The organism is Sporosarcina limicola (assembly GCF_014873855.1).
Lineage (GTDB): Bacteria > Bacillota > Bacilli > Bacillales_A > Planococcaceae > Sporosarcina > Sporosarcina limicola.
Map to the genome: position 1 here is coordinate 110,696 of NZ_JADBEL010000011.1, position 18,180 is coordinate 128,875.

Genomic DNA, 18,180 nt, shown 5'->3' on the forward strand with positions numbered 1-18,180 from the left:
AAATGCTCGAAGTGAAGTTGCATGATATCGGTGAGGGGATGACTGAAGGGGAGGTCATCCAATATCTAGTCAAAGTCGGGGATTCAGTAATCACAGATCAGCCGCTTGTCGAAGTAGGAACAGACAAAATGGTAGCGGAACTTTCTTCGCCTTGCTCTGGTAGAGTGAAAGAAATTAGTATTGAACCAGGCGAAATCATCCAAGTCGGAACAACCCTTATTTACTTAGAGGCGGATTCCGACGTGAAAACAGAAAAAAAACCATTGATTGAAGCGAAACAAGATACTAAAAAAGAGATAGTCACACCAAGCGAACAAGTGAAAAAGTCTTCGGCGACTATTTTTCATCGGGTACTTGCTGCGCCGTACACACGTAAAATTGCACGTGATAACAACATAAATCTTGAAGATGTCCGTGCTACTGATCCGTCTGGTAGAGTGACCGAGGAGGATGTTTATCGGTTCTTGCAAGGGCAACAAACTAGGGAGCAAACGGTTATAGATATACAACAAGTAGCGGTTATTCAAGAAATTTCCGATGAAATTCCTTTTAGAGGCATTCGCAAAAAGATTGCAGAAAAGATGACGAAATCATTGTTTACAATACCACATGTCACTCATTTCGATGAAATAAATATGACGAATTTATTTAAAATTCGACAAGAGTTAAAGTTGTCAGGTGAATCAGTCAGTGTTCCGGCATTTCTTATTAAAGCACTCGTTATTTCATTGAAAGACTTCCCTATTTTTAACGCCGAACTCGATGAGGAAAATAGTCGGATACTGCTCAAGAAGAACTATCATATCGGTATCGCAACAAACACAGAAAGCGGATTGATTGTCCCTGTTATCCATGATGTAGACAAGAAATCAATCAAAGAGATTAATAAAGACGTAAAAGAATTGACGGAAAGAGCGATTGCTGGGAAATTACAACCATTTGAAATGAAAAATAGTACATTTACAGTAAGCAATGTAGGGCCTCTTGGTAGTACAGGTGCAACACCGATTATCAACTATCCAGAAACTGCCCTAATCGCTTTTCATAAAACGAAAAAGCGGCCCATCGTTAATGAACAAGATGAGATTGTTATCGGTCATATCATGACACTATCCATGGCATTTGACCACCGTGTTGCTGATGGTGCAACAGCCGTTGCATTTACGAATCGCTTTGCTAGCTTGATTGAGCAGCCACACAAACTGATAATGGAGATGATTTAAAATGGTTGTTGGGGAAATCACTCAAGAAAGAAACCTAATCATTATCGGAGGGGGACCAGGGGGTTACTCTGCTGCTATACGCGGTGCGCAGCTTGGGCTTTCGGTCACGTTAATTGAACAGGCTGAGATGGGTGGTGTTTGTCTGAATAAAGGGTGCATCCCCTCTAAAATTTTTACCCATGCAGCAGCCAAACGATCAGAAACAGTTCATGTGCAAAATCTCGGAATTGGTAGTGGTGATGACAAATTTACTGTGAGCAAACTTCTATCCTATAAGAAGCAAGTAATTGATGGGCTGAGAACGGGTGTAGAAGCTCTCTGCAAACAGAATAAAATCGAAGTGATTCGTGGCAAAGCTTCATTTCTCGGAGTAGACCGAATTGGTGTGGAAAATGGGCACCAGTTCGATATTTTTGAATTTAAACAGGCAATTATCGCGACAGGTAGTTATTCGGTAATGCCCTCATATGTAACGGAAAAAGGAAAACGGATTCTATTGTCCGATGAGATATTTGAACTGGAAGAGATACCACAACATCTTATTGTAAAAGGACAGGATACTATTGCGCTTGAAGTTGCTTCAAGTTTTGCGGCATTAGGGGCAAAAGTCAGTATTTTAACTAATCATAAAGCAAGCCTGCCATTTGATGAATCGATAACTAAGGAATTAAATCGATTATTCAAAAGGCGGAAAATTAAGATGTATAAAGCAAGTGGATTCACTTCGATAATTGAGACAGATGAGGGAGTCACGCTAACTTTTCTAACAGATAAAAACCTAGAAGAGACAATACAAGCCTCACATCTATTCGTTTCTGGAACAAGAAAACCCAATTTTGAATCCCTTGGTATTAGTCGTTTTGGGATTGAACAAACGGATGCGGGCTTCGTAGATGTGGATAAAAATATGCAAACATCGATACCTTCCATATATGCAATTGGCGATGTAACCGAAGGTCCGATGCTTGCAGTTAAGGCAATCAAACAAGGGAAAGTTGCTGTGGAATCAATTGTTGGAGAAAATCCGGAAGTCGATCTTACATTTTTACCGATTGTTGCACACACAATTCCACCAATCGTTTCTGTTGGTCTTACTGAACAAAACGCGCGGGTTTTGGGGTTGGATGTTCGTATTAGTCAATTTAACCTGGGTGGCAACGGCTATGCGACAATCACAGGTAAAAAGGATGGTTTTATTAAAGTACTTTCTAATTCAACAAACGAAATTGTTGAGGGTATTCATATGATTGGAGAGGGAGCTATTGAAATGTCAGCTTCCTTCGTACAATTGCTTGAAATGGCCGCAAAAGAGGAAGATATAAAATTTCCTTTATATGCACACCCAGGATTCAATGAAGGACTACTTGAAGCGGTTGAAGGGTTAATCGGACAAGCAATTCATGCCGTACCGGTTAAAAAGAAAGACCTGTTACCAATCTGATTGAAGAAAACTTGTGAATTGTATCATGACTTTTTTGAAAAACTAATGGATGAGTTCCAGCGCATTCGCGGCGAAAAACTAACTATATATGTTGAACTATTGAAAGTGACCTGTCAATCCAGCGAAGACGCCTTCCAAGGGTTAGCCGGAGCCATAAGACTGGCGGCATACCCTAACGCCAAAACGTTATTTAGTGGAATCATTTGTTCAATCTATATAGTGATGAAGCATTATTATCTGTGTAATGGGTATCTCCTCACATAAAATAATCTGGGAAGCGTATTAATCGCATTCTGGATTATTTGTTTTTTTTAATCAACTGTACCTTCATCACAATATAGCCCTCTAAGCTTCAGCTAAAAAATGAAACATTTCGTCTCCCCAAACGTATAGAATGAATAGAAAGAGGTGTTTATATGAGAACTCAACCGATAAACCGAATTTCAGAAAAAGGATTGAAAGTGTGGAGATTGTACGGCATAATGCAAAGCGTTGTTGTTCTGTTGTTGGCAATAGGAGGGGGCATCGTGACATACATAAATGAAGGTCCTTGGTGGATATACGCAATTGCAGCTGTCGCCATTATTTTATTTGCGTATTTATTCATAGTCCTATTTCCTAAAGTAAGATGGATGCGATGGCGTTATGAAGTTCGGGAATCTGAAATAGAATTGCAACATGGTCTGTTTATTGTCAAACGGACATTGATCCCAATGGTGCGCGTCCAGCATGTAGATACAACGCAAGGACCTATTCTACGAAAATATGATCTGGCAGGAATTACGATTTCAACCGCAGCGACAAACCATACAATCCCGGCACTCGTGACAGAGGAAGCGGATGAATTGCGGAGTAGAATTTCAGTACTCGCAAGGGTGGCGGAAGATGATGTCTGAGGAGCGTTATAAATTACATTGGATTACAGCTGCCATTGAAGTGTTGAAAACAGCGAAAGAAATGGTTCTGCCGCTTATCCTACTTGTTTTTGCAAAAGGCTGGTCTAATCCTGGATCAGGAAAGTGGTATTTGGATTATTTAACGTTCATCATTTTCAGTGTGCTTCTTATCTTGTTTTTCATTAGCGGTATCATTAAATGGAAACGATTCGAATATTGGTTTGAGGATGACGAACTGAGGATTGAATATGGATTGTTTGTGAAAAAGAAACGCTATATTCCGTTTGACCGAATTCAAAGCCTTGATTATACAGAAGGAATTTTGCATCGGCCACTTAAACTCGTCAAAGTAAAAGTAGAGACGGCAGGCAGTTCTTCTCCGAAAAAATCGGAAGCTGAATTGACAGCAATTACGAAAGATGCGGCGAAAAGAATTGAAATTGAAATTGCGGAAGCAAAAAGTAGAAGGAAGGCTATTCCAGTAGAAGAGGGTATACTCCATGAAGGAAATCATGTGGTGGAAGAACCTCAGGTAAAATCAATCTTCACGATGTCAGTGAAGGATTTGCTTATCCTGGCGACAACTTCGGGTGGAATAGGTATCATCCTTTCCGGTGCAGCGATTTTTCTATCCCAATTTGCGGATAAGATCCCATTTGAATGGATGTATGAAGAGGTTTCGGGTTTCATCAAATACGGCCTTCTTATTGTCGCTATAGTCGTATTCATTGGATTCCTCATTGTCTGGGCATTATCGGTCGCGATGACCTTCTTGTCTTACTATGGGTTTTCCGTTTCACTTGAGCAACAGGATATTGTCATTACGCGCGGGTTGCTTGAGAAAAAGCGAATGACTGTGCCGTTGAACAGAGTACAAAGTGTCCGGATTATTGAAAATCCATTTAGGCAATTATTCGGTTACGCGGCGGTCGTTATCGATAGTGCGGGTGGGGGAGGGGCAGAGGGTGCGAAAATCAATTTGTTTCCTCTCGTTAAAAAATCGGACATCAATGGCCCGTTGAAGGAAATATTCCCTGATCTCATCCTGGCTGAACCGAAGAAAAAACTTCCGGCTCGGGGGAAACGTTATTATTATCGCATCGATTTCATATGGATGATTCCGGCAATCAGTGCTTTGACGTACTTTTTCTTCCCGTATGGACTGTTGTCTCTATTTATAGTGCCCATCATCGTCCTCTTCGGATTATGGCAACATCGTTCGGCGGCCTACGAAATTTCAGGCAACCAACTAACAATGCGTTTTAGAGGAATCAGTTTACAGACTGCTTATCTGATGAAGAAAAGAATACAATCGATGGAAATGAAACAAAATTACTTCCACAAAAGGAAGCAAGTCGCGACGTTGGCTGCAAGCATCAAGTCAGGGATGGGGATTTTCAATGCACAAGTTCTTCATATGGAAGAATCAGAAGCGGAGAGTGTTCTTTCTTGGTATGAGAAAAATCGGTCAGGTCAGCAGTAAATAAAAAAGTATAAGGTTGCCAGCCCTGTAGGGACCTTATACTTCTTCAATAGGTTACTTTTATCTTTTTTTCCAACGTGCAATTCGTTTTGGATGGAAGTAGCTAAGACCAATCAGGAATCCAGCAATAAGTCCGGCGATATGAGCTGTTGTGTTAATGTCTGATTGGAGATACGTCATCACAACACTGATGAGAATAATCGGCAAGATAATCTGACGGAGTTGTGGCAGAACGTGCTTCGTATAATGGACGAGTGCACCAAACGCTCCGAAAATCCCGAAAATTGCACCGCTTGCACCAAGATGTAAATAATCCAGATCTTGTAGGAAAAACGTGGCAATATCCGCAAAAATACCGGAAAGTAAGTATATTGTTAAAAAACGCATTCTACCTGCTATCTTTTCAAGTTCAGGTCCGAAAATGAATAGACTAAACATGTTGAAAAAAAGGTGTATAATTCCACCATGTAGGAACATCGGTGTGAAAAGACGCCACCATTCACCTTCTGCTATTAAGTAGTTGTTGCCGATTCCTACGAGGCGTACTTGGTCGCCGATTCCGGGAATAATCGTAATCAGGTATACCAAGATATTCACTGCAAGAAAGAATGTTACGACTGGGTATAGTCGGATGTATTGTGAGAAGTTTTCAGTACGACTAAACATTTTTTCACCTCAATCTATGAATTCATTATACAGTTTAATCCCGCACATTGGAAAGGGGGAATAGTTATGATCTCAGGAATCGGGCTCGACATCGTCGAAATTGACCGTATTGCCGAACTAGATGCCAGATCTCAAAAGTTTCGTGCACGGATACTTACTATAGAAGAGTTAATGATTTATGAAGCGCTCAAAAGTCACCGACGTACAGAATTTCTTGCAGGTCGTTTCGCAGCTAAAGAGGCCTTTGCCAAAGCGAGAGGTACAGGAATCGGTGAAGCATGTAATTTTACAGATATCGGAATTATCCCGGCTGAAAACGGAAAACCAATCCTTTATTTCAAAGGAAGTTTAGTAGATGGATTCGTTACCATAACACATACAAAAACGATGGCAGCAGCACAAGTAATTTTACTCGCGTAACAAGGTTCGCATAAATGTCCGTCCTTCCTCATAAGATGACCTACCCGATTGAAATGAGAAAGGATGAACTGTATGCGTAGCCGGATAGTTGCTCTGTTGTTAGTTGTGATCATGGTAATCCTCGCAGCATGTGGAGCACCATCAAAAGAGGATGTCATGAAGAAGTTAAGTGGGAAGTGGAGTGATACGAAAGGGTATGACTTACAAGCGACAATGGAAATCAAGACTGGTTCGGAACCGCGGTTGTATGATGTCGCCGTCTGGCATACAAAGCCTGAATTCTATCGCGTCCATGTAACACAGACAGGAAAAGACGATTCCCAGATGATTGTGCGTAATGAAGAAGGCGTCTTTGTTATTACGCCATCGCTTGGCAAGACCTATAAATTCCAAAGTGACTGGCCAGCACAAAACAGCCAAGCCTATTTGATAGGTGCCTTGTCCGAGGATATTAAAGCAGATAAGAATGCCACCATGACCGAAAAAGACAAAACATACATTTTTGAGACAGCCACTCGGAATAATCATAAAAAAGTCCTACCTACTCAAAAAATCCATATTGATAAAAAAACATTGTTGCCAACGTATGTTGCTATTCTAGATGAAAATAAAGAAGAAAAAATCCGCATCACATTCAAGAAAGTAACACTTGGCATTGAACGGAAAGCTGCTGATTATGCAGTAGAAATGGAGGATACAAAGAATACAAGCAAAGAACAACCGGCTGCCGGCGATGAAAAAAAAGGGCTAAAAACGTACTACCCAATATTAAATGGGACAGATATCAAACTTCTGGATGAACAGAATATGGAAACGGAAAATGGAACACGTTCCTTCATGACATTCGGAGGGGAAAAGGAATTCATCATTATCCAAGAGCCGGCAGTAAGACCAGACAATAAAATGGCGGTAGCGGTTGATGGGGATCCTGTCGATCTTGGATTTACAGTTGCTGCCATGACGGAAAAATCAATTAGCTGGGAAAGTGAAGGTATTTCATTTTTTATCGCATCTGGGACATTAACGAAAGAGGAACTAATAGAAGTTGCTGGATCGATGGAGGAGGAAAAAGAAGAAGAGAAATAACTTTGGTTGACGAGCGGTCGGGAAGGGATTAATAATAGAGAGTATTACAGCGTAAAGAGGAGAACATCATGGAAAAAAACTCAATTCATTATCGTCCAACACATGCAAACGTTAACCTCGATGCAATACGGAGCAACATCCGGAATTTAAAAGAGTATTTGGGGAGCAGAACTTCGGTCATTGCGGTAGTTAAAGCGGACGGATATGGTCATGGGGAGGTGGAAATTGCCTCCGTTGCTTTCGAAGCCGGAGCTAACATGGTTTCAGTAGCAACACCTGATGAAGCAGTTCGGCTCCGAATGGCAGGAATTGTCGGGGACATCCTCGTCATGGGACCGTCCCCAATTTCTTTTGCAAAAAAAGCAGTTGAACTAGGAATTACCATCACTGTTGCGGATGGACAATGGTTGCAGTCAGTGTTGACGGATATTGACGCTGATGATTTTGAAAAACAGTTAAAAATCCATATAAAAATAGATAGTGGTATGGGTAGAATTGGATTACGGGATGTAGAATCCCTCCAAGCGCTCGTATTGATTATTGAAAGCTCGGAAAAAGTACTGCTGGATGGCATCTTTACACACTTCGCCTGTGCAGATGAAGAGGATTCATGCAGGACAGAAGAACAGTTTACGACGTTCATGGAATTGGTGCAGACGTTGCCAGAAAAACCAAGACTTGTTCACGCATCTAATAGTGCAGCAACTCTATTGTATCCAGAATATGCACTTGATGCAGTCCGATTCGGAATGAGTCTATATGGCATAACGCCATCCGAATATGTAAGGAAGAAATTGCCTTTCCGGCTCAAAAGATCCCTCTCTCTTGAAAGTGAATTGGCATATGTGAAATTGTTGGAGGCAGGCAATCGAATCAGTTATGGGGGCACGTACGAAACGACCGAAAGTGAATGGATCGGTTCAATACCAATCGGTTATGCAGACGGTTTAAGGAGAGGCCTCCGAGGGCAAGAAGTGCTCATCGATGGGAAGCGGATGCCACTCGTCGGAACAATTTGTATGGATCAATGTATGGTGAAGTTACCACGGGAATTTCTTGTAGGTGAAAAGGTTGTATTGATTGGGCGTCAAGGTGAAGAAGAAATCAAGATGGAAGAGTGGGCAGAGTGTCTCAGTACGATTCCATATGAAATTGCAGTTTCGATTACGAAACGGGTACCTAGAATATATACAGGGAAAGATGGAGAGTCTAAATAATATTCGCACTTTCGACAAAAACCAATTTTTTGTGGAATCCTGTCAATAAATTTCCTTCTATGTCTTCTCATTGTCGATATTCAATGGTAAGATGAAATTGTATTGAAAAGAGGGAACGGGATTGTCGGAGGTGCTGACGTTGCGTACAAATAAAAACATGAAAGAAATCATTGTTAAAATACCAAAACGAATGCTGAATGAAAATGAACATACGGTCGTCCATCAAGAACTGGAGCGTGGAGATTTCGTTTATATTTCGACTAGACGGTACGTAACTGACTACGGATCTGAAACCATCAGGGAAGAGATGATGAAAGGTTATGTCGAAATGTCGCAAATTAACCTGAAAATCGCCACGGAATGCTTGCAAGTAGAATTCGAAGCCCAGCATACGGTGGAACGTCTCGTAAGCGGAGGATGAAAAGTTGGCAATAAAACGTGGAGACGTCTTTTTTGCAGATCTGTCGCCTGTCGTCGGTTCTGAGCAGGGGGGAACGAGACCGGTTCTTGTCATCCAAAATGATATAGGTAACCGGTTCAGTCCGACAGTTATCATTGCGGCAATCACTGCGCAAATTCAAAAAGCAAAATTACCGACACATGTTGAAATCGATGCGGCGCGATATGGATTCGAGCGAGATTCGGTCATCTTGCTCGAACAGGTCCGCACGATCGACAAGTCGAGACTTACTGATAAGATCACACATCTAGATGAATTTTTGATGGAGCAGGTCGATGAAGCGCTCGAAGTTAGTTTCGGCCTCGTCAAATTTTGAGCATACATATGATAGAAACACTGCAGATTTCATTATTGTGGTGTTTTTTCAATTAGGTCACAAGAAAAGTGTATTGTAACATTATTTTCGATACAATAAGGATACAACGTTTTTCAAACCATAAGGAGGCAGGCCTAAGCGATTATGAATAAGCGAATGACAGAAGGTATAAATCAAAACATCGATGTGATTATTGAAAGATGGGAAATAAGTATGAAAGAAGAGAAAGGGAAAAACTTTTTTCATTTCATGCCTTCACATCTTATCGAAAAAACAAGTAGAGAATTTGCGGCATTGATGACATCGAATATCGCCGAAATAGATGTTGTTACACCCGAGAAGTTGAATGATTTCACTGAGAAGGTCGTCCGTTTTGGTTGGTCCATTAAGTTCGTTAATAAAGCAATTGATAATTTTTCACGCATTGTCTTCCGTTTGTTGGAAGAAAAAGATGTTATCAATCAAAGTAATCTACGGTCTTTTGTAACGATTTTCGAAAATTGGATCTCATCTTTGCGAGAAAATATCATAGAAGCCTATTCTATGGAGTGGGAACGAACTGTAAGTTTGCAGAAAATCGCATTGCAAGAACTTTCAGCATCATTAATTCCTGTTTTTGAAAAGATATCCGTCATGCCACTTGTAGGTACAATCGATACTGAGCGAGCCAAACTAATTATGGAAAATTTGCTTGAAGGCGTCGTGAAGCAACGCGCCGAAGTTGTCCTTCTCGATATTACCGGTGTACCGGTCGTAGATACGATGGTGGCTCACCATATTATTCAAGCAGCGGATGCAGTTCGGCTTGTAGGAGCGACATGCATGCTTGTCGGAATCCGACCGGAAATTGCCCAAACGATTGTGACCCTTGGTATCAACCTAAAAGATTTCAAGACAACAAGCACATTGCAACGCGGGATGCAGGAAGCTCTGAGAATGACAAACCGAATAATAGTGGAGGCTGAGTAATCATGAATATGCGAATCCCGATTTTAAAATTGAATGACACATTAATTGTTTCTGTACAATGGGAACTTGATGATCAGACAGCAATTCAGTTCCAAGAAGATTTGTTGAAAAAAATGCATGAAACGTCGGCGAGAGGTGTTGTGATCGACTTAACTCCAATTGATTTCATTGATTCTTTCATTGCAAAAGTGTTGGGGGATGTAATTAGCATGTCAGGATTAATGGGAGCTAAGGTTGTAATAACGGGAATCCAACCAGCTGTCGCAATCACACTTATCGAACTAGGCATCCGTCTAGAGAATGTATTAACAGCACTTGATCTTGAAAATGGGTTGGATAAACTGCGTAAAGAATTGGAGGCCTAAGCATGGGGTACCGGTCTTCTGTAGATATCTACACGGAATGGGATATTGTTGCTGCAAGGCAGTTAGGCCGGAATGAAGCTAAAAAAACGGGCTTCGGAACGGTGGATCAGGCACGCATTACGACGGCAATTAGCGAACTGGCCCGCAATATCTATTTATACGCTGGGAAAGGAAAAATTGAAATTGAACGATTTTCTGAAAATGGACTCTATGGGATTACGATTATTGCATCTGATGAAGGGCCGGGAATTCCAGACATCCGTAAAGTAATGGAAGATGGATTTTCTACTTCAGGGGGACTTGGTGCTGGAATGCCAGGTGTAAAGAGGTTGATGGACGAATTTAAAGTACACACGGAATCAGGGGTGGGAACGAATATTACCATCACAAAATGGCTTCGATAAGGAGATGACAGGGAATGCCTCAAGAAGTAGGCAAACAGTATAAAGAGCTATTGCAGCAATATATAGATAACCGAAATGAAGAAGATCTCTATTTTGGACAACAATTCAGCAGGCAATTTATAGAGAAAAAAATTGCACCAGAAGACGTAATTAGTATTCATAAAACAGCACTTGCTGAAGTTTTTCCGGACTTGCCAGAAAAAGTGATGTATTCATTCGATTTTCTGATTGAAATGATGATTCACTACGGACTTGCACTTAGGGAACACCAGAGTCTTATTAGGAAACAGGAAGAGATTCAGATGGAGATAAATGTCGCGGCTAAAGTGCAAGATACGTTGTTGAAAACGAAAATTCCTGATTTCGAAGGAATCGATATAGGCTTCATAACGGAACCGGCCAAGAAGATGAACGGTGATTATGTCTATTTTTTAAATGATGATAACAATGTGGCAAGTGTAGCGTTGGCGGATGTTATGGGGAAAGGTATCCCAGCTGCCCTCTGTATGTCCATGATCAAATTTGGGATGGATAGTTTGCAAGGCGAGAATACAAGTCCGCGTAATGTACTTGACATCGTCAACCGGATTGTGGAAAAGAGCGTCGATGATTCAATGTTCATATCCATGTTTTATGGAAAATATGATGCGAGAGATTCCAGCTTTTCCTATGCTTCTGCTGGTCATGAGCCTGCTTTGATATATAGGGCTTCCGAAGGTGGTTTTACGGAACTTGACGCAAAGGGTCTCCTCTTAGGTGTGCAACCAGATGTCGATTATGAGGAACGCTCAGTTATGCTTGAAGTGGGCGACTTTATTGTCATGATGACAGATGGTGTAACTGAAGTTCGGACGGAAACTGGTTTTATCGATGAGGGTCTTATTAAATCAATCCTGTTGGAAGTCAAAGAGGAATCGGCACAATCAATCGCGGATACTGTATATAACAGGCTCTTGGAATTGCAAAACTTTCACCTTAGAGATGATTTCACTATTATTATTTTCAAAAAAGAGAATGACTTGGTTTAAGATTTTACATAAAGGGGAAATAGTTCAGTAGAGTGTTCATAAAAAAGAGAAATACGGGGTGCAACTATGAATTTACAAGTCGAGTTATTGGAAGAGAATAGTGTTCAACGTTTTAAAATTGTTGGAGAAATTGATGCATTCACAGCCCCAAAGTTAAAAGAAAAGCTAGCAGCTGTGGAGAAAGTCGTAGGAATGCAAGCGGAAGTAGACTTGTCCGAAGTTGGCTATATGGATAGTACTGGACTTGGCGTATTTGTAGGGTTTTATAAGGCAGTCAAAGCTAACGAAGGCCATGTGAAAATTATCGGCGTGAACAAACGACTTAAAAGGTTGTTTGAAATAACAGGTTTAGAACAGGTTATGGATATAGTGATGGAGGAAAGTAGGGACGCAGATGCAACCGTATGATTATATTGAAATAAGGGTTCCCGCCAAAGTGCAGTATGTTGGGGTCGCCCGCCTCGCTATTTCAGGACTCGCGAGCAGGCTTGGTTTTACTTATGACGAGATTGAAGATTTAAAGATTGCCTCAAGTGAAGCGATTACGAATGCAGTCCAACACGCATATAAGGTGGATGAAGAAGGAGAAGTCGTTGTCGGCTGCGCTCTCTTTAAGGATAAATTGGAAGTCATGGTTGCAGATCACGGCAAGAGTTTTGATTTTGAAGAAACGAAAAAACGTGTAGGGCCATATAACGACCAGGAAGAAGTACAATTTCTCCGAGAAGGCGGTTTAGGCCTCTACCTGATGGAAACACTTATGGATGAAGTTAAAGTCCATAATGAGGAGGGTGTGACAGTCTTTATGACTAAATATCTCGGCGGAGAGCGGGGGGATGAGGATGCCGAACGAACAATCACCTCGTGAAACAGGAACAAAAGAAAAAGTCCTAGATTGGATAAAACAATATCAAGAAACAAACGACGAAGAGGCACAGACGAATCTTGTTTTGCATTACGAGCGTCTTGTGCAGTCGATTGCACGCAAATATTCAAACGGAAAGCCTTTCCACGAAGATATCGTTCAAGTTGGAATGTTGGGACTACTTGGGGCGATTCGTCGGTATAATCCAGAATTCGGTAGAAGTTTCGAGGCTTTTGCCGTGCCGACAATCATCGGGGAGATAAAGCGATATCTACGCGATAAGACGTGGGCAGTACACGTACCACGTCGTATAAAGGAACTTGGCCCAAAAATCAAAGCCACAGTTGAAACATTGACAACTGAAATGCAACGCTCCCCTCTTGTAGCTGAAATTGCTAAATACTTGGATATTGATGAAGAATCGATTCTTGAAGCTATGGAGATGGGCAGAAGTTATCAAGCACTTTCTATGGATCATACCCTTGATGCTGACTCCGAGGGAGGAACGTTGACACTGTTCGATTTAGTAGGAGAAACGGATGAGGGCTATGAGCAAACGGATCAACGTATGTTAGTTGCGGACGCGCTCAATGTATTGTCGGAACGTGAAAGACAAATCATTCAGTATACATATATCGAGCAACTTAGCCAAAAAGAGACGGGAGAAAGGCTTGATATCTCTCAAATGCATGTTTCAAGGTTACAACGTAAAGCTATCAAAAAGTTGCAGGAAGCAATATTGGCGGCTGGTGGTGTTTCATAATGGAGTCTATAGTAACAGAACATGTAGAAGCATACGTCTATCAGAAAGCGAAATCTGGAAATCAGGAATCGGGTGATACGTACTTTATCCATACAGAGGAAGATTACTTCATCTGTGCAATTGCGGATGGACTAGGTAATGGACCTATAGCTCGTCAATCATCCCAAATCATTCCTAAAGTATTAGTAGAGCATCATCATGAAACGGTTGATGAATTACTTAGCCGTTGTAATGAACATATGTTTCGAAAACGTGGAGCTGCCGTAGCAATTGTAAAAATTGATTATCGGCAAAAAAAGGTCCGATATAGTTGTGTTGGTAATGTTCGTTTCTATATGCTACAAGATAGAGTTAAAATGATTTATCCACTTCCTGTCATGGGGTACTTATCGGGTAGACCACAAAGGCTAAAGATGCAGGAATACGAGTATCATCCAGGAGATTTGTTTTTTCTTCATTCGGACGGTGTTGCACTAACAAGTCCGAAAGCTTTATTAATTGGAAGTTCAGGCTCTTATGAATTGTATCGAAATGTGTTGCAAACTATCAAATATGGCGATGACGCCACATTTATAGCGGGAAACCTACTTCTGTAAATCGAAGGTGGGTTTTTTTGGTGTGTAAAAACCCGATAGAATCTCCCTATTATGTTAATATGAAAGCAGTTAAGAAAGGGTGATTGTATTGATCAAGCACATTGTTGGGGCTACGGCTGCCAGAGCAGCTGTTAGTGTACGTCAAACTGAGAGGGTTATAGCACTTCTTGATCAAGGGAATACGGTTCCGTTCATCGCGAGGTACCGGAAAGAAGAAACCGGCTCGTTGGATGAAGTGCAGATTAAAGCCGTCGAGGATGCTTACAGTTATGTGAAGGGGCTTGAACAGCGAAAAGAGGAAGTGATTCGCCTTATAGATGAGCAAGGGAAGCTGGATGACGAACTAAGGAAGTCGATTGAAAGTGCCACCGTGCTTCAACGAATTGAAGATTTGTACAGACCATTTAAACAAAAGAGACGGACACGAGCGATGATTGCAATTGAAAGTGGACTTGAACCACTTGCTAATGCATTGTACGAGTTCTCGGCAAGTCGACCAGAGGATCTTGCGAAAGATTATGTTAACGAGGAAGTCGGTGTAGCTACAATCGAAGACGCTTTGGCTGGAGCGCGTGACATTATAGCGGAACGTTTTGCCGATGACGCTACGATCCGGGAAAACATACGGAAATTGACTTGGTTAAAAGGGTTAATCGTATCTACGGTGCGAAAAGGGGCAGTAGATGATCGCAATGTTTTCGAAAATTATTATGAGTATGAAGAACCTTTGAAAAAAATTGTACCGCATCGTGTACTTGCGTTGAATCGCGGAGAAAAAGAAGATGTGTTGCGTATAGGTATGTCATTCCCGACAGAAAGAATTATTGGGTGGCTCGAATGTGAATTGGTTCGTAAACTGCATTCACCTTCCACGGTCCAAGTGAAAGAGGCGATTGAAGATGGATTTAAGCGATTGATAGCACCTTCGATTGAGAGAGAAATCCGGACGGCGTTGACCGAGAAGGCGGAAGAACAAGCAATCCATGTGTTTTCGGAAAACTTGAAGAGTCTATTGCTCCAGCCGCCACTGAAAGGGAAAGTGGTATTGGGTCTCGATCCGGCTTTCCGGACAGGATGTAAATTGGCCGTTGTTGATGAAACGGGTAAATTACTTGAAATTTCCGTTATTTATCCACATCAACCAAGACTTGAAGTTGAAAAATCGAAGCGGGTTATTTTGGATATGTTGAAAAAGTATTCGGTTACCATTATTGCGATTGGCAATGGAACAGCATCGCGTGAATCGGAGTTGTTCATTGCCAATTGTTTAAAAGAAGCGCAACCAGGGGTTTCATATGTAATTGTCAATGAGGCGGGAGCGAGTGTCTATTCGGCTTCTTCTCAGGCGCGGGAAGAGTTCCCGGACCTGCAAGTTGAACAGCGGAGTGCCGTATCAATTGCAAGACGGTTACAGGATCCATTGTCCGAACTGGTTAAAATCGATCCGGGTTCCGTTGGAGTGGGACAATATCAACATGATGTAGCGAAAAAAAGGTTGTCTGAATCATTATCATTTGTTGTTGAGACAGCGGTGAATCGTGTCGGGGTGAACGTTAACACGGCATCCTCTTCACTGCTTCAGTATGTCGCAGGTCTGTCAAAAACCGTAGCTGAAAATATTGTGAAATCACGAGAAGAGAACGGATTGTATACGAAACGAACGCAACTGAAAAAAGTACCTCGTCTTGGAGCGAAGACATATGAACAGGCGATTGGCTTCCTGCGAGTGCTTGAGGCAAAGGATCCATTTGATGCGACAGGTATCCATCCCGAAAGTTATGCATTGGCGGAACAAGTATTGGAAGAAGCGGGGATGGATAAGGAAGAGCTTGGCAAAAAAGAAACAACAGAAGCCCTATCTGCGCTCGATATCAAAACGTTATCAAGCAAGTTGAATGTAGGGGAAGTAACATTGAAAGATATAATCAAAACGCTGCAAAGACCGAACCGAGATCCGCGCGACGACTTCCCTCAGCCGCTTCTGAAAGCCGATGTGCTTGATATGAAGGATTTATTTAAAGGTCTTGAGATGCAAGGGACAGTGCGAAATGTTGTTGATTTTGGTGCTTTTGTAGACATTGGAGTAAAAGAAGACGGACTCGTCCATATTTCGAAATTGAAAAAAGGATATGTCAAACACCCTTTGGACGTAGTTGCTTCTGGAGACATCGTCACTGTTTGGGTCGAAGGTATCGATAAAGAAAAAGGGCGCATCTCGTTAACGATGTTGCCGCCTTCAACAAACTGATGCATAAACTGGGGGAGTAGCAATGGTGGATGATGAATTGCAGAAACTAGTTGAAAAGGTTTCGCTGGATGAATTCGGAAAACCATTCCTTCATATAACTAGGTTTAATAATAGATTACGGACCACGGGTGGGCGCTATAAGCTGTTAGATCATTCAATAGAAATCAATCCGTTAGTAGTAGAGATACACGGGATGGACGATCTCATTGGGATTATCAAGCATGAGTTATGTCATTACCACCTTCATATAGAAGGAAAGGGATATCAACACCGAGACGCTGAGTTCAGAGAGCTATTGAAACGAACGGCTTCTCCTAGATTTTGCAAGCCTCTTTTTGTGGGAAATCGAAAACCGTTATCATTCTATATTTATAAGTGCACATCATGCGGTTTGGAATATAAACGAAGAAGAGAAATGGATATTCGAAAATATCGATGCGGAAAATGTAAAGGAACAATCATGAAAACTTGAAAGTAGAGTGGAAGATAAGAATGTTGTTAGGTCGTTCAATGGCGGTCTAACAGCATTTTTGTCGATTTATAATAAAAAATGCCGAAAGTTGTTGACGGATTGGCTAACACTGTCTATAATAAGAAAAGTCGATTAGGAAACGCCAGTTGAACATTTATACAAGCAGTTTCTTATTGACTACACAACTGCATTAGATGGCCCCTTGGTCAAGCGGTTAAGACACCGCCCTTTCACGGCGGTATCACGGGTTCGAATCCCGTAGGGGTCACCAATAAATCTTTTTCAATGTGAAACATTGAAAATAGATTACCTTAACTCATTATGTAGTAATGAAAATAGATTACCTTAACTCATTACGTAGTAATGAAATAGATTACCTTATAACGTACACAATGTAGATTGGTAATCCGTAAACGTTTTTCACTTTAATGCATTGGGGTATAGCCAAGCGGTAAGGCAACGGACTTTGACTCCGTTACTCGTTGGTTCGAATCCAGCTACCCCAGCCAAACTTTTAGAATACTAAAGCATTCTAAAATAAATACCTTATACAAATCCCGATTACTACTCTCTATAAAATAGAGAGCCATTAGCTCAGTTGGTAGAGCATCTGACTTTTAATCAGAGGGTCGCAGGTTCGAATCCTGCATGGCTCACCATTAATTAAAAAGTATTGACAAACAAAATATAAAGTGTATAATAAAACTTGTCGCTAAAATAACGCGGTAGTGGCGGAATGGCAGACGCGCTAGGTTGAGGGCCTAGTGGGGGTTAACCCCGTGGAGGTTCAAGTCCTCTTTACCGCACCAAATGTTATCCGTTTTTCACAGAGCGCCCGTAGCTCAATTGGATAGAGCGTCTGACTACGGATCAGAAGGTTGTGGATTCGACTTCTGCCGGGCGCGCCAATAAAACTTTTAAGTAACTTTAGCTTGAAAGAATTATACTATAACGCGAGTGTAGTTTAGTGGTAAAACCTCAGCCTTCCAAGCTGATGATGAGGGTTCGATTCCCTTCACTCGCTCCATAACTTTTACCGAAAACTTGTCGTGAAAATAACTTGAAAATAGTTGTTGACAAGATGAAAATGATTTGATATGATATAAGAGTTGCTGCTGAGACAGTGATGAACGAAAAGAGTAAGGAATAACGAATTAATTCCTTTCAAATGAACCTTGAAAACTGAACAGCAAAACGTCAACGAAATACAGTTTGGGAAACCGGTTCTGCCGGTGAAACAAACACAATCGAATCTTCGGATT

The 18,180-nt window shown here is 41.4% G+C and carries 20 protein-coding genes and 6 tRNA genes; 25 read left to right on the plus strand and 1 reads right to left on the minus strand.

Going from position 1 to position 18,180, the window contains the following annotated elements:
* Positions 1-2 precede the first annotated feature (2 nt).
* The 4 genes from H4683_RS11205 (at position 3) to H4683_RS11220 (ending at position 5,043) form a co-directional block, all read left to right on the plus strand.
* Complete coding sequence (locus H4683_RS11205) at positions 3-1,223, plus strand: dihydrolipoamide acetyltransferase family protein (protein WP_192598925.1); 1,221 nt, start codon at positions 3-5, stop codon at positions 1,221-1,223.
* A 1-nt stretch (position 1,224) separates the two neighbouring features.
* A complete protein-coding gene (locus tag H4683_RS11210; protein WP_192598926.1) occupies positions 1,225-2,664 on the plus strand; it encodes a dihydrolipoyl dehydrogenase family protein in 1,440 nt (479 codons plus the stop codon).
* 416 nt (positions 2,665-3,080) lie between these two features.
* The gene (locus H4683_RS11215; protein ID WP_192598927.1) at positions 3,081-3,560 is read left to right on the plus strand and encodes a PH domain-containing protein; all 480 of its coding nucleotides are present in this window, start codon (positions 3,081-3,083) and stop codon (positions 3,558-3,560) included.
* Entirely contained in the window at positions 3,550-5,043 is a 1,494-nt protein-coding gene (locus H4683_RS11220) for a PH domain-containing protein (RefSeq protein WP_338062456.1), read from the plus strand. The genes H4683_RS11215 and H4683_RS11220 overlap by 11 nt, the downstream gene beginning before the upstream one ends.
* 60 nt (positions 5,044-5,103) lie before the next feature.
* Here the strand turns inward: H4683_RS11220 and H4683_RS11225 are convergent, their stop codons facing one another.
* On the minus strand, positions 5,104-5,709 hold the full coding sequence (locus tag H4683_RS11225) for a rhomboid family intramembrane serine protease (RefSeq protein WP_192598928.1): 606 nt from the start codon (positions 5,707-5,709) through the stop codon (positions 5,104-5,106).
* A 66-nt stretch (positions 5,710-5,775) separates the two neighbouring features.
* On the opposite strand from H4683_RS11225, the gene acpS reads away from it, so the two are divergent.
* The 21 genes from acpS to H4683_RS11330 all read left to right on the plus strand — a co-directional run bounded on the left by acpS (position 5,776) and on the right by H4683_RS11330 (position 17,945).
* Positions 5,776-6,129 (plus strand): holo-ACP synthase, encoded by a 354-nt coding sequence (gene acpS / locus H4683_RS11230; protein ID WP_192598929.1) that lies wholly within the window; start codon positions 5,776-5,778, stop codon positions 6,127-6,129.
* A 72-nt stretch (positions 6,130-6,201) separates the two neighbouring features.
* Complete coding sequence (locus H4683_RS11235) at positions 6,202-7,215, plus strand: LolA family protein (protein WP_192598930.1); 1,014 nt, start codon at positions 6,202-6,204, stop codon at positions 7,213-7,215.
* A gap of 68 nt (positions 7,216-7,283) precedes the next feature.
* Positions 7,284-8,432 (plus strand): alanine racemase, encoded by a 1,149-nt coding sequence (gene alr / locus H4683_RS11240; RefSeq protein WP_192598931.1) that lies wholly within the window; start codon positions 7,284-7,286, stop codon positions 8,430-8,432.
* A 130-nt stretch (positions 8,433-8,562) separates the two neighbouring features.
* Complete coding sequence (locus tag H4683_RS11245) at positions 8,563-8,853, plus strand: transcriptional regulator (RefSeq protein WP_338062458.1); 291 nt, start codon at positions 8,563-8,565, stop codon at positions 8,851-8,853.
* 4 nt (positions 8,854-8,857) lie between these two features.
* Entirely contained in the window at positions 8,858-9,208 is a 351-nt protein-coding gene (locus H4683_RS11250) for a type II toxin-antitoxin system PemK/MazF family toxin (protein ID WP_192598932.1), read from the plus strand.
* Positions 9,209-9,352: 144 nt separating this feature from the next.
* Positions 9,353-10,177, plus strand: a complete 825-nt coding sequence (locus H4683_RS11255) for an STAS domain-containing protein (protein WP_192598933.1) — start codon at positions 9,353-9,355, stop codon at positions 10,175-10,177.
* Between the two features lie 2 nt (positions 10,178-10,179).
* Positions 10,180-10,542 carry an STAS domain-containing protein gene (locus tag H4683_RS11260; protein WP_218628050.1) on the plus strand — a complete coding sequence of 121 codons (363 nt, stop codon included), beginning with the start codon at positions 10,180-10,182 and terminating at the stop codon, positions 10,540-10,542.
* Positions 10,543-10,544: 2 nt separating this feature from the next.
* The gene (locus tag H4683_RS11265; protein ID WP_192598934.1) at positions 10,545-10,946 is read left to right on the plus strand and encodes an anti-sigma regulatory factor; all 402 of its coding nucleotides are present in this window, start codon (positions 10,545-10,547) and stop codon (positions 10,944-10,946) included.
* Positions 10,947-10,960: 14 nt separating this feature from the next.
* Entirely contained in the window at positions 10,961-11,974 is a 1,014-nt protein-coding gene (locus H4683_RS11270) for a PP2C family protein-serine/threonine phosphatase (RefSeq protein ID WP_192598935.1), read from the plus strand.
* 66 nt (positions 11,975-12,040) lie between these two features.
* The gene (locus H4683_RS11275; RefSeq protein ID WP_192598936.1) at positions 12,041-12,382 is read left to right on the plus strand and encodes an STAS domain-containing protein; all 342 of its coding nucleotides are present in this window, start codon (positions 12,041-12,043) and stop codon (positions 12,380-12,382) included.
* Complete coding sequence (rsbW, locus tag H4683_RS11280; RefSeq protein WP_192598937.1) at positions 12,369-12,842, plus strand: anti-sigma B factor RsbW; 474 nt, start codon at positions 12,369-12,371, stop codon at positions 12,840-12,842. The genes H4683_RS11275 and rsbW overlap by 14 nt, the downstream gene beginning before the upstream one ends.
* On the plus strand, positions 12,817-13,602 hold the full coding sequence (gene sigB, locus H4683_RS11285) for an RNA polymerase sigma factor SigB (RefSeq protein ID WP_192598938.1): 786 nt from the start codon (positions 12,817-12,819) through the stop codon (positions 13,600-13,602). Before rsbW ends, sigB begins: the two co-directional genes overlap by 26 nt.
* Positions 13,602-14,198 (plus strand): PP2C family serine/threonine-protein phosphatase, encoded by a 597-nt coding sequence (locus H4683_RS11290; RefSeq protein WP_192598939.1) that lies wholly within the window; start codon positions 13,602-13,604, stop codon positions 14,196-14,198. The genes sigB and H4683_RS11290 overlap by 1 nt, the downstream gene beginning before the upstream one ends.
* Before the next feature lie 88 nt (positions 14,199-14,286).
* Positions 14,287-16,446, plus strand: coding sequence for a Tex family protein (locus tag H4683_RS11295; RefSeq protein WP_225942041.1), 2,160 nt, complete (start codon positions 14,287-14,289; stop codon positions 16,444-16,446).
* A 22-nt stretch (positions 16,447-16,468) separates the two neighbouring features.
* A complete protein-coding gene (locus H4683_RS11300; protein WP_192598940.1) occupies positions 16,469-16,918 on the plus strand; it encodes a SprT family protein in 450 nt (149 codons plus the stop codon).
* Between the two features lie 196 nt (positions 16,919-17,114).
* Positions 17,115-17,189: transfer RNA gene (locus H4683_RS11305), tRNA-Glu, on the plus strand.
* Positions 17,190-17,352: 163 nt separating this feature from the next.
* Positions 17,353-17,427, plus strand: a tRNA-Gln gene (locus H4683_RS11310).
* A gap of 74 nt (positions 17,428-17,501) precedes the next feature.
* Positions 17,502-17,577, plus strand: a tRNA-Lys gene (locus H4683_RS11315).
* Between the two features lie 63 nt (positions 17,578-17,640).
* Positions 17,641-17,727, plus strand: a tRNA-Leu gene (locus tag H4683_RS11320).
* A gap of 22 nt (positions 17,728-17,749) precedes the next feature.
* A tRNA-Arg gene (locus H4683_RS11325) sits at positions 17,750-17,826 on the plus strand.
* Between the two features lie 45 nt (positions 17,827-17,871).
* A tRNA-Gly gene (locus H4683_RS11330) sits at positions 17,872-17,945 on the plus strand.
* Positions 17,946-18,180: the final 235 nt, after the last annotated feature.

Coding starts and splice junctions, on each gene's coding strand:
- alr (WP_192598931.1), top strand. CDS start 7,284: ATGGAAAAAAACTCAATTCATTATCGTCCAACACATGCAAACGTTAAC.
- H4683_RS11255 (WP_192598933.1), top strand. CDS start 9,353: ATGAATAAGCGAATGACAGAAGGTATAAATCAAAACATCGATGTGATT.
- H4683_RS11225 (WP_192598928.1), bottom strand. CDS start 5,709: ATGTTTAGTCGTACTGAAAACTTCTCACAATACATCCGACTATACCCA.
- sigB (WP_192598938.1), top strand. CDS start 12,817: ATGCCGAACGAACAATCACCTCGTGAAACAGGAACAAAAGAAAAAGTC.
- H4683_RS11275 (WP_192598936.1), top strand. CDS start 12,041: ATGAATTTACAAGTCGAGTTATTGGAAGAGAATAGTGTTCAACGTTTT.
- H4683_RS11290 (WP_192598939.1), top strand. CDS start 13,602: ATGGAGTCTATAGTAACAGAACATGTAGAAGCATACGTCTATCAGAAA.
- H4683_RS11215 (WP_192598927.1), top strand. CDS start 3,081: ATGAGAACTCAACCGATAAACCGAATTTCAGAAAAAGGATTGAAAGTG.
- H4683_RS11300 (WP_192598940.1), top strand. CDS start 16,469: ATGGTGGATGATGAATTGCAGAAACTAGTTGAAAAGGTTTCGCTGGAT.
- H4683_RS11235 (WP_192598930.1), top strand. CDS start 6,202: ATGCGTAGCCGGATAGTTGCTCTGTTGTTAGTTGTGATCATGGTAATC.
- H4683_RS11270 (WP_192598935.1), top strand. CDS start 10,961: ATGCCTCAAGAAGTAGGCAAACAGTATAAAGAGCTATTGCAGCAATAT.
- H4683_RS11265 (WP_192598934.1), top strand. CDS start 10,545: ATGGGGTACCGGTCTTCTGTAGATATCTACACGGAATGGGATATTGTT.
- H4683_RS11210 (WP_192598926.1), top strand. CDS start 1,225: ATGGTTGTTGGGGAAATCACTCAAGAAAGAAACCTAATCATTATCGGA.
- H4683_RS11260 (WP_218628050.1), top strand. CDS start 10,180: ATGAATATGCGAATCCCGATTTTAAAATTGAATGACACATTAATTGTT.
- rsbW (WP_192598937.1), top strand. CDS start 12,369: ATGCAACCGTATGATTATATTGAAATAAGGGTTCCCGCCAAAGTGCAG.
- H4683_RS11220 (WP_338062456.1), top strand. CDS start 3,550: ATGATGTCTGAGGAGCGTTATAAATTACATTGGATTACAGCTGCCATT.
- H4683_RS11205 (WP_192598925.1), top strand. CDS start 3: ATGCTCGAAGTGAAGTTGCATGATATCGGTGAGGGGATGACTGAAGGG.
- acpS (WP_192598929.1), top strand. CDS start 5,776: ATGATCTCAGGAATCGGGCTCGACATCGTCGAAATTGACCGTATTGCC.